This is a genomic window from Bradyrhizobium sp. 157 (genome assembly GCF_023073815.1).
Taxonomy (GTDB): domain Bacteria; phylum Pseudomonadota; class Alphaproteobacteria; order Rhizobiales; family Xanthobacteraceae; genus Bradyrhizobium.
In genome coordinates this window covers 110,915-123,902 of the sequence record NZ_JADPKF010000086.1, presented here as the reverse complement: position 1 = coordinate 123,902, position 12,988 = coordinate 110,915, and the positions used below count along the sequence as shown (strand labels likewise).

15 protein-coding genes, 1 pseudogene and 1 riboswitch are annotated in these 12,988 nt (G+C 59.6%); of the genes and pseudogenes, 3 read left to right on the top strand and 13 right to left on the bottom strand.

Annotated features, from left to right (window positions below; genetic code table 11):
* Positions 1-36: 36 nt before the first annotated feature.
* From IVA95_RS23690 to IVA95_RS23655, 8 genes are all read right to left on the bottom strand, one after another.
* Complete coding sequence (locus IVA95_RS23690) at positions 37-855, bottom strand: hypothetical protein (protein WP_247512670.1); 819 nt, start codon at positions 853-855, stop codon at positions 37-39.
* 247 nt (positions 856-1,102) lie between these two features.
* Complete coding sequence (locus IVA95_RS23685) at positions 1,103-1,759, bottom strand: hypothetical protein (RefSeq protein ID WP_247512669.1); 657 nt, start codon at positions 1,757-1,759, stop codon at positions 1,103-1,105.
* Entirely contained in the window at positions 1,717-2,538 is an 822-nt protein-coding gene (locus IVA95_RS23680) for a hypothetical protein (protein WP_247512668.1), read from the bottom strand. The genes IVA95_RS23685 and IVA95_RS23680 overlap by 43 nt, the downstream gene beginning before the upstream one ends.
* Entirely contained in the window at positions 2,535-3,320 is a 786-nt protein-coding gene (locus IVA95_RS23675; protein WP_247512667.1) for a hypothetical protein, read from the bottom strand. The genes IVA95_RS23680 and IVA95_RS23675 overlap by 4 nt, the downstream gene beginning before the upstream one ends.
* Positions 3,317-3,592: a hypothetical protein gene (locus IVA95_RS23670; RefSeq protein ID WP_247512666.1), complete on the bottom strand. Its 276-nt coding sequence runs from the start codon at positions 3,590-3,592 to the stop codon at positions 3,317-3,319. The genes IVA95_RS23675 and IVA95_RS23670 overlap by 4 nt, the downstream gene beginning before the upstream one ends.
* A gap of 136 nt (positions 3,593-3,728) precedes the next feature.
* Positions 3,729-3,989, bottom strand: a complete 261-nt coding sequence (locus IVA95_RS23665; RefSeq protein ID WP_247512665.1) for a tyrosine-type recombinase/integrase — start codon at positions 3,987-3,989, stop codon at positions 3,729-3,731.
* A complete protein-coding gene (locus IVA95_RS23660) occupies positions 3,946-4,770 on the bottom strand; it encodes a hypothetical protein (RefSeq protein ID WP_247512664.1) in 825 nt (274 codons plus the stop codon). Before IVA95_RS23660 ends, IVA95_RS23665 begins: the two co-directional genes overlap by 44 nt.
* Positions 4,767-5,033 (bottom strand): XRE family transcriptional regulator, encoded by a 267-nt coding sequence (locus IVA95_RS23655; protein ID WP_247512663.1) that lies wholly within the window; start codon positions 5,031-5,033, stop codon positions 4,767-4,769. The genes IVA95_RS23660 and IVA95_RS23655 overlap by 4 nt, the downstream gene beginning before the upstream one ends.
* A gap of 469 nt (positions 5,034-5,502) precedes the next feature.
* Here IVA95_RS23655 and IVA95_RS23650 point away from each other — a divergent pair, with 469 nt between their 5' ends.
* Positions 5,503-6,048: a DUF6538 domain-containing protein gene (locus IVA95_RS23650; protein WP_247512662.1), complete on the top strand. Its 546-nt coding sequence runs from the start codon at positions 5,503-5,505 to the stop codon at positions 6,046-6,048.
* Positions 6,049-6,585: 537 nt separating this feature from the next.
* Here the strand turns inward: IVA95_RS23650 and bluB are convergent.
* The 3 genes from bluB to cobU are packed head-to-tail and all read right to left on the bottom strand — an operon-like array spanning position 6,586 to position 8,509.
* Positions 6,586-7,218 carry a 5,6-dimethylbenzimidazole synthase gene (bluB, locus tag IVA95_RS23645; protein WP_247512661.1) on the bottom strand — a complete coding sequence of 211 codons (633 nt, stop codon included), beginning with the start codon at positions 7,216-7,218 and terminating at the stop codon, positions 6,586-6,588.
* Complete coding sequence (gene cobS / locus IVA95_RS23640) at positions 7,218-8,009, bottom strand: adenosylcobinamide-GDP ribazoletransferase (protein WP_247512660.1); 792 nt, start codon at positions 8,007-8,009, stop codon at positions 7,218-7,220. Before cobS ends, bluB begins: the two co-directional genes overlap by 1 nt.
* Positions 8,006-8,509: a bifunctional adenosylcobinamide kinase/adenosylcobinamide-phosphate guanylyltransferase gene (cobU, locus tag IVA95_RS23635; protein ID WP_247512659.1), complete on the bottom strand. Its 504-nt coding sequence runs from the start codon at positions 8,507-8,509 to the stop codon at positions 8,006-8,008. Before cobU ends, cobS begins: the two co-directional genes overlap by 4 nt.
* Positions 8,510-8,634: 125 nt before the next feature.
* On the opposite strand from cobU, the gene cbiB reads away from it, so the two are divergent.
* Both cbiB and IVA95_RS23625 read left to right on the top strand, forming a co-directional pair.
* Positions 8,635-9,576 (top strand): adenosylcobinamide-phosphate synthase CbiB, encoded by a 942-nt coding sequence (gene cbiB, locus IVA95_RS23630; RefSeq protein ID WP_247512658.1) that lies wholly within the window; start codon positions 8,635-8,637, stop codon positions 9,574-9,576.
* A gap of 11 nt (positions 9,577-9,587) precedes the next feature.
* Positions 9,588-10,514 (top strand): annotated as a pseudogene (locus IVA95_RS23625) (threonine-phosphate decarboxylase).
* Between the two features lie 40 nt (positions 10,515-10,554).
* On the opposite strand, the gene IVA95_RS23615 reads toward IVA95_RS23625, so the two are convergent.
* Positions 10,555-12,003 (bottom strand): cobyric acid synthase, encoded by a 1,449-nt coding sequence (locus tag IVA95_RS23615; protein ID WP_247512655.1) that lies wholly within the window; start codon positions 12,001-12,003, stop codon positions 10,555-10,557.
* A 4-nt stretch (positions 12,004-12,007) separates the two neighbouring features.
* On the bottom strand, positions 12,008-12,661 hold the full coding sequence (cobO, locus tag IVA95_RS23610; protein ID WP_247512733.1) for a cob(I)yrinic acid a,c-diamide adenosyltransferase: 654 nt from the start codon (positions 12,659-12,661) through the stop codon (positions 12,008-12,010).
* Between the two features lie 43 nt (positions 12,662-12,704).
* A riboswitch (cobalamin riboswitch) is annotated at positions 12,705-12,923 on the top strand.
* Positions 12,924-12,988 lie beyond the last annotated feature (65 nt).

Below are 12,988 nucleotides of genomic sequence, written 5' to 3'. Positions count from 1 at the left end.
TGCCATTTGGAAGCTGTACCCCTCCCCCAAGGGGTGCTAGGCAGCTACATCGCGCACGTACCGCCGCATGTCGTCGTTAGCGGCGCGGCGCATTGACGGCGGGTAGACGCCCGCCTTGCTGGAAAGCGGGCCAATGGCCGAGGTCTCATTTTCCTCCCAACGCGCCAAGTCGATTCTGACAAGTGAAGCTGTTCGCAGCCCTGCCCGCACGAATGCCCGACCTTTCGCCGCACCGCTGGCACCTTCCGCTTGGGCGATGTCCTTCATTTCGGCCTGTTCGATCACGGCCCTGACGACATGCCGGTAATTGACATCCAGCCGATATTTCAGGTGCTGACAGGTTTTCCTCGCCTGCAACTGATACTCTACCCGAAACAACGCTTCGAGTTCTCTGCCGTATGCCGGAACAGTGTTCGGGTCCACACCAAACCATCGCTGCACCGGGTCGCGTTCGGTCTCAATTCCCTCTGGTTCGCTGACGGCACCGGTTCGGGGATCAACGGTTTCGCCGAGTTCACCCGGAAAGCCAGACGTGCAATATTGGTTTCCGCAAGCGTCCGCTTGGCGGTTCGCGAGTTGATAGACACCCGCGAACCATTTTGCTGTTGACCAAAGCACCTTACTTTCGGATTCGCATTTGCCGAGCCGACCGGCGCGATATTCTTCCATCAAAGGCCAGCGCCCCCGGTGGTTATCATTGGCGTATTCTGGCTCACCGGCCGGCCCGTCACGGGAAAACCAGGCGGACCTGCCAATGGGAATACCGCGAATGCAGCGGCGGGATTTTTCAGAAAAGACCGTGCCGTCTTCTAGTGTGTGGACGACGGGTGCGGGCGTGATCAACGTGTTGGTCATTCGATTCCTTTGAGAGAGTGCAAGGCAATCGGTTTGTTGCAAATTGTAAGCAGCATACTATGGCTCTTCGGATTTTGATCTTTCAGAGAGAAATAGTGGTCACTTACAATAATACAACAAATCAAAAAGCCCTCGATCTATAGGGATTTTTCTATTGCAACGAGATGCTTCTGTTGTTGCAATAGAACCGGATGCTTGGCCTTTCATTGTGAAAACCGGCTTCTATTGCAAAGCCGGTTACAACAAATCACGCGGCGGCGCGCACCAGTTCGGTAGCCACAAATTTCTCACCAGACCGGCCACGACCGCCGCGATTGTCGGGCTTACCGACGTTCGCAACCTGTCCTGACCTTTCCAGCCATTGCAATGCGCTATCGAGTTCGAACGGCGTCGCCTTCGTAACTCCCGCCTTTCGCATCAGCACCGACTTGGGGATACCGCTCCCGGCCGCATCCCGAATATGGCCATACACAAGCTTGCGTAGCGCTTCGGCGTTCGAACCAGCCATGTAGCGGGCAACACCTTGGCTTACGGAATCTATGGACTTGTGAATGAGCGCCCACCCCCAATCGATATCCGCGACCGACACAGCCGGATTGCGCGGGTCTTGCGAAATTGCGCGAAGCGTGGCCAGTTTGATGGTGTTCTCAGCTACCCGCTCGACAATTCCTGCCAGGTCGGATTCAGAGTCCAGCATGGCCCGTTGATCTTGCTGAACGAGCTTAAAGCGTGCCTTGGCATCGTCATCCGCAAATGGAATGACGTGCATATTCACGCGCATACTGGCATCAGCTAGTGCGACGGTCTTGAAAGAACCATTCGCTTTGGGAAAGGCCTCGATCGCCGCTTGCAATTGCTGAATTAGCTCTTCTGGCACCTTGGGGATGGCCTCGACATCCTGCATTTCCGGCCGCTCATCGCGATCACGACCAACCGGTTCAACAGCCCGTTGCTTGTGGAAGCGGCGGTCAAGCCCTTATAGAATTCATCCGGCGTGGTAGCGCCCAAAATAAGCACCGTTGGTTGCTCGACAGGAGTTTCCTTGACGCCCTTCACCTTGGCAGCGGTTGATTTGGCCTTCCAAGAACCATAGGCGTCGGAGCGGCTGTAGAGTTCAAGAAGGGCTCGACAAATCGTTTGCGTCCATGCGGGTGCCTTCGGATTTGTGGCACCTTGCAACAATAACCCGAATTCATCCATCGCCATGTAAAAGCATGGACTGGCCTGTAGGGCTCGTTCAATCGCAGAGTCACCGGTTACGTTGGTTGGGCCAACCTTTGCTTTCCCAAAAGCACCAAGCGACTGCAACAGAACGCGCGGCGCTTTCAATGGCCAATCTTTTCCTGATCCAGTTGGGGCGACCATCACAAGGTACAGGTTCGCGCCAAGGCCAGTTGGACCTACGGCACGAAGGCCGAACACCGAAGCAAGAAAAATAATTGCAGCGAACAAAGCCAGTTCAGGCAGTGGTGACCTTGCGTTGTTGAGAACCCAGCGGGCGCAAGTGCCCAACAGTCCGCCCGCTTCATCGAAGTCGAACGGATCGACGTTGGGCGGTGTGATCGTTACGCCCATTTCTGCTTCACGCTCGTCATCTTCTGACTCGCGAATAAGCCGTAACAGTTGACGTTCCTTGTTGATTGCACGCCTATTGATTTCACTCAGGTTTGTAAAACCGTTCATCCGAATATCCCCTCCTGTTTCATGCGCCGCACCACGCTCTTGACGGCTAGTTCTTCTATTGCCGCTCCAACGTCGTATCTATCCGCGTCAATCCCCACGCGCTTGCTGGCGCGCTCAATCACACTCCTTGTTTGTTGTTCCAGGAAGGCTGGATTGCTCGCTAACGCCGGATGACTATCTTCGAGACTCGGCTTCTCAAACAACCGGAACAGCAATTCTTCCGCATGTTCTGACGTTTCGGCGTAGATAATCGAAGCATTTGCGAGCCGCGCTTCATGGCGATTGATATGAATGACTGCACCAGATGCGTCCACCGCGAACTGTCGCGGTGAATAAGCATCCTTGCGCAGCACCACAACACCATCGCGCTGTCGAGATAACCACCGCCACGGCGTCGCATAGATGCGGACTGGTTGGCCTTCCTTGAAGTGTCCGATCATACCACCCCGCCCCGTAATCGCGCCCCACGCGTCCATATTGTCCGCGCAGATGCACAGGGCATCGATTGTCTGGCCGTCCCGCACGACAGGTACAGCTAGTGCCACATCGTCGTCCAATCCCGGCGAGAATGTCGCTGAGTAATTGAAGTCAGGCGATATCAGTGGCATAAACCGGCCCGTCACCAAAGTTATGTCCGACGGGTCGTCATCATCTTCCCCGAGCAAACCGCTGAGTGACATTACATCTGCGCATCCGGCTTTGCCGTGGGTTAGCAAAAGTTCGGCCACGTTCACGTCGTCAGAGCGGAAGTATGGTACTTCTGGGTCGAATTCGAAACTCATGCTGCGACCTGAACTTCCAGCAAGTTGCGCAACATCAGGACGAAGCCATCAAAGTCGATCACGTCGCGTCGAAATTCGACGAGCCGTGCGGCTTGATCGCTTGCTTCTTGCCATTGTTCAGAAGCCCAATCGTAGTGCGGCTTTAGCTGTGCCCAATCGTCATCGGAAAGGTTTTCCCCTTCCCGGGCAAGCCGCGCCAACGTTTCCGCCGCACGGGGATTGCGCGGATCATTTGGATACTGTGTCGCCTTGAATTTGCGCCAGCTTGCCATTCTTTTGAGTGCCGACGCCAAGCTGGCCGCAACATTCCGCTTTGCTTTTTTCGATCATGTTTCTCTCTGTAATTTGCCCATGACAAAGCACCCCATGGGCGATGGGTGTTCCAAGTTCTGAGGATCAGAATGACTTTCAGTCGAACGCTTTGGCGTAGTTGGCCATTGCTTGTTCTGCCAACAGGCGCTGGTCGCGATCCCGGACGTAGACCATTATCTCGTCGAGGTTCTTGTGGCCGGTGATCGCTTGCACTTGAAACGGATCGCACCCAGCATCGACCAGTCGGCGGCAAGCTGCCTTGCGTAAGCCATGTGGCGAGCTGTCGCTAGGCAAGCCCGCTTTATGAGCGGCTTCACGTATAGTTTGTAAAAGCCTTTTCAGACCGGGACGCCCCATGTTCAGTTACGATGAAAGTCATCTGATCTGCCGGTATCTGATGAAGCATTTCGCGCAACTTCGGATGAATCGGAATGATGAGTTCGACGGCCTCTTGCGACTTCTTCGTTTTGATAACGATGCGCTGATCATTGCCGAACATTCGCAAATGTTGCCTACCGAGCCTCACGACATCAGAACGTCGCAAGCCAGTGTGCAACAGGAGTTCGAATGCTTGGCGCTGCGGTGTGTGCATCGGCCAATAACTTCGAAAATCTGCAATGTCTAGTTCGGTCCAAGGCCGGATACCCTTGTCGCGATGTTTTATCCGCTTGGCTTTTTCAACAGGATTGTCTTCGCGATATCCTGCGCCGACGGCAAAATCCATCAGCGCCTTCAACCTCAGCCGAAAGTGTTTCGCCGCCGCTGGCTTGTCGGCGATTGCGTCGAGCATCAAGTTCACCGATGTGGTTTTCATTGATGCAACCTGCAAATGGCCGTATTGCCTGCGAAATCGTTCGAAGAATCGCCGGTAGTTAGCTCGGGTGGTAGCGGAAAGGATCTTGAACTCGGCACCGTTGTAGTATTGCGCAATCACTGCCGACACTGATCCTGAGGGTGCGCGAGACTGTTGCGTTGGTGTTTCGTTCTGAAATGCGTGATATTCTGCCAGAAATTCTGGCGTGCCTGCCGGGGACTTGGGGTAAACGGTCCGGCCGTTCCTGCGGAATCGAAGACGGCGTTTTCCGCGTGCGTCTGTGAAGTATCCGCAGTACTTCGGCAACACTCGCTTTTTGTTCATGCGATGACCCCATTGTGCCGCAAGGCAATTTCCCATTCATCGTTGTTATTTGCCGCAGTATCGATTTCAGGAAGATCATCGAACAGGCGATCTAGATCGCGCCGGTCGTAAAGGGTCACGCCGAGAAAAATCTTGGGCGATGGTACTAGTCCCAATTTGCGTGCTTCATCGAATTTGGAAGCCGACACGCCGATGTAATGCGCCGCGCTGGCGCGGCGAAGGCCACGCGGGGCGAACGCCTGTCTGGTGGATTTGCTTGGCAAGACGGTCTCTCAATCAATGCACGGCATTGCGGCGCCATTTCAGGCTCGCGACCCGTGGCGGTGATGGTACTGGTTTGAGCAGAAACGCGGACTTGACGGCGGCGCGGTCAACAACGACTGAAAAGCAAGGTGGTGTCGTTGCAAACCTGAAAACAAAAATGGCTGGCTTGACGGGCCAGCCCAGATACACACTGTCAGGTCTGGCAGAGGTCTACACGGAAAAGGTACTTTTTGCCAGTGTGCGTCGGGTGTCGCTTGGAAAGCCGTTAGCCAGCACGACGAAATGTCGTGCGATTTCATGGGCCGCTGTGAGGCGTATGACCGGGCGTTAGCCACGCTAAGTTCCTGAATTTGCTCAGGAGGGATATTCCCCTAGGGAGCGCCATTTCTTCCTAACTGTCTGACATCGCTAGAACTACCCGGTTCAGCTTCCTCGTCTGCTACGTCTTCGTGCTACGGGAAGCGATGAATGCCGCGTGTTTCACACCTGCTCAGGCGTAATGGTGTTTACTGGTTCAAGATCGATCTGCCGGACGACCTTGCTGGCCAGCCCCTTCCACCTTCCATCCCCGACAGCATCAGGCCGCTCGAAAGCCCCGTCCGACAAGGTCACCTCAAGACAGCGGTGTGGCTGTCGTTGAGAACGACGGTAGACCGCGTGGCCAAGGAGCGTGTCGGCCTTCAGATCGCAAGACATGCAAACCTGTTCGACGCGACGAGAGCGTTCCTGATCAATGGCGTTACACCCTCGCTAAAGGCCGAACCGCTGCAAGAACACGGTCAGGCACCTGCAATCCAAGAGGCTTGCCCAGTTGGCAAGCCAGCGATCGATCAAGGCTTGACCATAACCAAGGCATTTCAGTCGTGGTCGATTGGGGGCGGCGCTAAGGGTGCGAAGAAGCCAGCACCCAACACCGTGACCGAGGCTGACGCTGCCCTACGCAGATTCGTGGATTTGTTCGGAGACATGCAGGTCCATCACATCGGCAATCACGGCGTTCCCTCGTCACTCTAGTGAAAGCAAAGGAAGCTTCGAGAACTATGGGATAAATGAAAGAGCCGAAGATCATTGTGCGCCAGTGAGGTCGGAGAAGAACATAGCGATCATTTTCTGTTGACTGGCTTTTCGCGTCATCTTTGGTGTGCCCAATTTTGTTGAACGTGTATTTTGCCCTCCCATTGTTCTTTAGTTAGCTCAAGCTGCTCATGATGGATTGGAGCGAGAGTTCAAGTTTTTCAATTGGTTAGAAGACGGAATGTGCACGACGTGTGCACCGGGAGATCAAGAAAAATCGATTGATGGCAAAGGTGTGACGAGGACGTCGGCGTAACTTTTGGCCACGCGGGCGGATAGGCTTGACTAGAGCGGAGCACTGGCGCGATCCAAAAAGCTGAATCCGCTCTTCGGAATGGAAAACGCCTTTAGGGGAGTGATCTGCTGGTTGAGCGTACGCAAAGAATCCGAATGATGGTCCGAGTCGCTTCCCGGGTACTACGTCCCTCCATCAATCCCTGAAAGCTCTCGTCTTGACCGATCGCTTCGGCGCAACGGCTAGCGTCGAATCGTAAATTCCTTCGACGCCCGCCGATATTCCCAGTTAGCTCTCTCAAGTGCGGGGCGATCGAACTCTGCCTGGGGATACCCAACGCAGAAGTAACCGATGAATTTCCAGGATTGGGGAACGTCGAGGCTCTCGTAGATGAGGGCTGGCGTCAGTATCGACACCCAGCCGAGCCCAATGCCTTCCGCGCGCGCGGCAAGCCACATCGCGCAGATCGCCGCAACGACGGAATATTCGATCGTTTCCGGCATCGTGGCGCGTCCAAGGCCGTGGCCGATATCGCTGGCCTTGTCCGCGAAGACGGCCAGGTGACCCGGTGCCTCCTCGAGACCCGAGAGCTTGAGCGCTGCATATCGCGCTGCGCGTTCGCCCGAATAGGACGCCAGGGCATCGGCATTGCAGGTCTTGAAGTCGTCGATCACGGCTCGGCGTCTTGCCCCGTCCTCGACGATGACGAACCGCCAGGGCTGGCTCAGCCCGACCGACGGGGACAGGCAAGCGATGTCTATCAACCGCTCCAGCGCGCCTTCGGGCAGCGGATCGGTCCTGAAGCGCCGCACGTCGCGCCGCCAGATGAAGAGCTCGCGCAACTGGCGGCGGAATTGATCGTCGAAAGCGACCATCAGAGTGGCAGGCTGGAGTGAAAGAGGGAGGCCGCTATCAGCAGGATGGCGGTTTCGCCAAGCTGTTCGAATGCGCCCAATATATCGCCGGTCTGCCCGCCGATCTGCTTGATCGCCAGGCGAGCCGTCATCAGCCCGATCAAGGCGAGCAGGGCCACGGCCAGGATCGCCTTGCCCGTCCCGAAGCCGAGGGCGAGGATCAGGGCGCCCAAGCCAAGCGCAACGGCGGCGCCTTGAGGCGTCGGCTGTCCGGCGCGAGCCGAAAGTCCGTCCGGCCGTGCCGGCGGCACAAACGCCATGAAGGTAGGCACGCCCGCGCGCGCAGCGGCATGTGCAAGCAGGAGTGCGATCATGACCGATCGCGGCGCGGCGATCGCTGCCAGCGCGCTCCAGCGCAGGATCAGCGAGATGAAGAGCGCGCAGGCCCCATACGTGCCGATCCGGCTGTCGCGCATGATCTCGAGCTTGCGCTCGCGCGTCCGGCCGCCGCCCAATCCGTCCACAGCGTCGGCAAGTCCGTCCTCGTGCAGCGCGCCGGTTACGATGACCGTACTTGCAAGCGCCAGCATCGCGGCCGGCCCCGATGTCAGGCCAACCGCGTAGACGACGCCGTAGACAGCAGATCCAACGAGCCCCACCAGCAAGCCCGTGACCGGAAGCGACCAGGTTGCGCGCGTGACTTCGCCATCGTCCACGGCCGTGGACGGGCCGAAAGGAAGAATCGTGGCGAACGAAACACCGATCCTCAAGTCGGTGATGATGGTTCGGAGCTGCTCGACCCCAGGCATCACTTGACCTTCATCGGCAATCCCGCCACCACGAACTCGACCTCGTCGGCTACCGCGGCCACATTTTGGTTCAACAGGCCAGCGGCATCGCGAAAGGCACGCGCAAGCGCGTTATCCGGCACAATCCCGAGGCCGACCTCGTTGGTCACAAGGATCACGGGGCTGCGTTGTCGGCCGAGCGCAGCGGTGAGCAGGGCGGCTTCGTCCGACCAGTTGCGCTCGGCATGGAGGAGGTTGGACAGCCACAGCGTCAGGCAATCGACGAGCCGGGCACCGCTATGGTCCGTTTCAGTCAGTGCCTGCACCAGATCGAGCGGGGCCTCTCGCTCGATCCAGTCATTGCCTCGGCGCGCGCGGTGGCGGGCGATCCGCTCTTCCATCTCCGTATCGAGCGCTTCGGCGGTCGCAATGTAGATGGGGCGGCCAGGATAGGCTTGCGCACGCGCCTCGGCGCGCCGGCTTTTGCCGGAACGGGCGCCTCCCGTGATCAACACGATCGCCATTGAATTCTCCGTTCAGACCCGCACTAACCATCAATCGCCGGCAAAGACAAAGCCGAATTCTCCTCTCGGGGGGCTTGCGCTTCGCTGGAATTCTTGCGCATCAGGCGGGTAACAGGAGACAATGCGTGGACTTTGCCGGGGCAATAGCGGTAGCGATGACGGTGGACGCCGTGTTGGGGTGGCCCGGCGCACTGTTCGCGCGCATCGGCCATCCCGTGACCTGGATCGGTAAATTGATCAGCCTGCTTGATCGCAGCTGGAACCGGTCCGTCGACGCCCCGTCGATCCGCCGCATTGCAGGCGTCACCGCTGCACTGTTGGTGATCGGGCTTTGCGCCGGAGGTGCCTGGATCGTGCAGGTTATGTTGGGGCCGGGCTGGAGCGGCGTTGTACTCATCGGCATTCTCTCATGGCCGATGGTCGCGCTGCGCTCGCTTTATGACCATGTCACCGCGGTGGCGCGGCCGCTGCAATCGGGCGACATCGATGCTGCACGACTGGCGGTCGCGCAGATCGTGGGGCGCGATCCCGCAACGCTTGATGACGCGGGGATCGCGCGGGCAGCCATCGAGAGTCTTGCCGAAAATACATCTGACGGCATCGTGGCGCCGGTGTTCTGGGGCGCACTGTTCGGCCTGCCCGGCATCGTCGGCTACAAGGCCGTCAACACGCTCGACTCCATGATCGGCCATCGTTCCGAGCGTCATCTGTATTTTGGCTGGGCGGCCGCGCGAATCGACGATATCGCCAACTTCATTCCGGCGCGTCTCACCGGCTTCCTATTCGCGCTGGTCTCCTTGCGCGTCACGGATGCGCTGTCATGCATGGTACGGGACGCGAACCGCCATCGTTCGGTCAATGCCGGCTGGCCGGAAGCCGCGATGGCGGGCGCGCTCGGCGTCCGTCTGAGCGGGCCGCGCAGCTATCATGGCGGCGCGACCAATGAGCCCTGGCTGAACGACGGCGCGCGCGATCCGCTCGCTGCCGACGTCCGGCAAGGCTTGATGCTCTACATCCGCGCGATGCTGCTCCTCGGCGGGTTGCTCGTCGCACTGGCGTTGGCATGACGAGGGCGGCGATGCGCGAGCATGGTGGCAATCTCGATCAGGCCGTCCAGCGCTTCGGTGGGCGCATGCAGGACTGGATTGATCTGTCGACCGGCATCAATCGTCAGCCCTATCCGATCGGCGAGATTGAGCCGCATTTCTGGAACGCCCTGCCATCGCGATCAGATCTTGAATCGCTACATGAAGCCGCACGGCAGGCCTATGCAACCAAGGCGCCGATTCTGGCGATGGGCGGCGCGCAGGCCGCGATCCAGCTCCTGCCGCGACTTGCGCCGTGCGGCCGGGCGCGCGCGTACTCGCGCCGACGTACAATGAATACGCCGCTGTCTTGTCGGCCGCCGGCTGGCATGTTGCAGAAGTCGCCAGTCTTGACGCGTTGGCGCGCGCCGATCTTGCTGTGGCCGTCAATCCCGACGGGCGACGCTATGACAAGGCTGAGTTGCTCGCGCTCTTGCCGCGCGTCGGTCGTCTCGTCATCGAAAGCTTTGCCGACGCCAGGCCAGAGCTATCGCTGGCGGCGGAGGCGGGACGACCCGGGTCTCCTGATTCTGCGCTCGTTCGGAAAGTTCTATGGCCTCGCGGGGTTGCGCCTTGGCTTTGTGCTCGGCGCGGAAGAAGATATCGCCGCGCTATCGGCGATGGCGGGCCCGTGGCCGGTATCCGGTGCCGCGATTGCGGTCGGATGACGCGCCTTGCGCGATCGCGCTTGGGCCAGGGCGACCGCGGCCCGTCTGGAAGCCGATTGCCTGCGGCTCGATGCCGCCGTGAAATCGCAGGGGTGGCGCCTTATCGGCGGCACGCCGCTGTTCCGTCTCTACGAGACCGGCGACGGGCGTGCCGCGCAGGCGCGGCTGGCCGGTGCGCCCATCTGGTCACGGATCTTCGAGCAAAGGCCGGGCTGGTTGCGGCTGGGGTTGCCAGGCGATGAATCGGAATGAACGCGGCTGGCCGAGGCTCTCTCGAGCTGACGTTTGGCGCTCAACGTGCGAGCGCGAGCAGCCCTTCGACATCGAGATGGGCCTCGATGTGATCGGCCAGCGCATCGAGCGCGCTCTCCACCCGCCCATGATACCGCTGGTTGGCAACCGGAATGTCCAATTGCCTGAGAAACGAGCTGCGGAAACTGTCGGACGTAAATAGGCCGTGCAGATAGCTGCCGCAGACACGTCCGTCGCTTGAGACCGCGCCTTCCGGCGCGCCATGAAGCAGAGCGAATGGACGCGCACGGTCCGGCCCGTCCGTCTGACCGATATGAATCTCGTAGGCGTCGATCGGGTGCCTCGTTTCCGCGTGCTGCGCGGTCACGCGGGTGAGCGTCTTCTGCTCCGTCATCACCGTCGTCACGTTCAGAAGGCCGAGGCCTGGCGTTTCGCCAGCCGGGCCCTCGATCCCTTCGGGATCGGCCACGCTCCGCCCGAGCATCTGGTAGCCGCCGCAGACGCCGAGCACATGACCGCCACGGCGGTGATGCGCGAGCAGATCGATGTCCCAGCCCTGCGCGCGCAGGAAGGCGAGATCGCCGCGCGTCGATTTCGAGCCGGGAATGATCACGAGCCTGACGTCGCCGGGAATGGCCTCTCCCGGGCGGACCATCACGAGGTCGACGCCGGGCTCGAGCTTGAGCGGATCGAGATCATCGAAATTGGCGATCCGCGACAGCGCGAGAAACGCGATCTTGCATTGACCAGGTTTTCGCGCCTCACCGAGCCCCAGCGCATCTTCGGCCGGCAGTTCGCCGGCCCGGGTGAAGTAGGGCAGCACCCCAAAGCCGCGCCAGGATGTCCGGGCTTCGATCAGCCGATAGCCGTCGTCAAACAGTGTGGGATCGCCGCGGAATTTGTTGATCAGAAAACCCTGGACCATCGCGGCATCGTCCGCATTGATCACGGTCTTGATGCCGACGAGCTGCGCGATGACGCCGCCGCGGTCGATATCGCCAATCAGCACCACGGGAACGTCGGCTCTCCGGGCAAAGCCCATATTGGCGATGTCTGATTTGCGCAAGTTCACTTCGGCCGGGCTGCCGGCGCCTTCGACGAGCACGAAATCGGCGCGATCTTTCAGCCGCGCAAAGCTCTCGAGCACCGCGCCCATCAGCGAAGGTTTCAGGGATGCGTATTCGCGCGCGCGGGCCGTGGCGATGCGCTTGCCATGCACGATGATCTGGGCGCCGACATCAGTTTCCGGCTTCAAGAGGACCGGGTTCATATCGGTATGCGGCTCGACGCCGGCAGCCAACGCCTGCAACGCCTGCGCGCGGCCGATCTCGCCGCCATCGACAGTCACGGCTGCATTGTTCGACATGTTCTGCGGCTTGAATGGGAGCACGCGATAGCCGCGTCGCTTGGCGGCACGCGCGAGACCCGCGACGATGAGCGATTTGCCCACGTCCGAGCCGGCTCCCTGGATCATCAATGCGCGCGCCATCGAATTAGAACTCGACGCCCGGCTGGGCCTTGACGCCAGAACGGAACGGATGTTTCACCAGCGTCATCTCGGTGACGAGATCGGCGATCTCGATCAACTCCTCCTTGGCATTGCGTCCGGTGAGAACGACATGCGTCATCGGCGGCTTCGAGGTCTTCAGGAAGTCGACGACCTCAGCTATGTCCAGGTAGTCATATCGAAGCGCGATGTTGATCTCGTCGAGCACGACCATGCGCAAGCGGGAATCCAGGATCAGTTGCTTCGCCTTGTCCCAGCCTGCCTTTGCGGCGGCGATATCGCGGGCGCGGTCCTGGATTTCCCAGGTAAAGCCTTCTCCCATCGCATGGAACTGGCAGAGATCGCCGAAATGCCCGGTGAGCAGGCGTCGCTCGCCGCTATCCCAGGCGCCCTTGATGAACTGCACGACCGCACAGGGAAAGCCATGCGCGACACAGCGGACGATCATGCCGAAGGCGGAGGACGATTTTCCCTTTCCCGCGCCGGTATGGACGATGATCAGTCCCTTCTCACTGCTCTTGGTCGCCATGATCTTGTCGCGGGCGAGCTTTTTCTTTGCCATTTTCGCCGCATGGCGGGCACCACTCGAAGCCTCGGAGGCCACGACGTCCTCGTCCTCGGCGGCATCCTGTTCAGTCATCATCTGACGTGGTCCTTCGGCTTGACAAGTAGCTAGCTTGGGCAAATGGTGGGCCTGCGTTGGTTCCTGTCCTATGACAGGCGAAGAGGGAATGCGATAGGGCTCAAATCGAGAGGTTTGGGTTCGAAAAGCAGCCGCCCCCGCGACCGTGACCGGAGAGATGCCCGAAGCCACTGCCCCGAACGGGGTCGGGAAGGCGGACATCGAAGGACAAAATCCTGCTCCGCAAGCCGGGAGACCTGCCAGCGCAACGTTTGAGACCGGCGGACGGGGTGTTCCGCGACGGGGAAGCGAGCCTTCCTTCGGATGGATTCGCGCACCTCATCG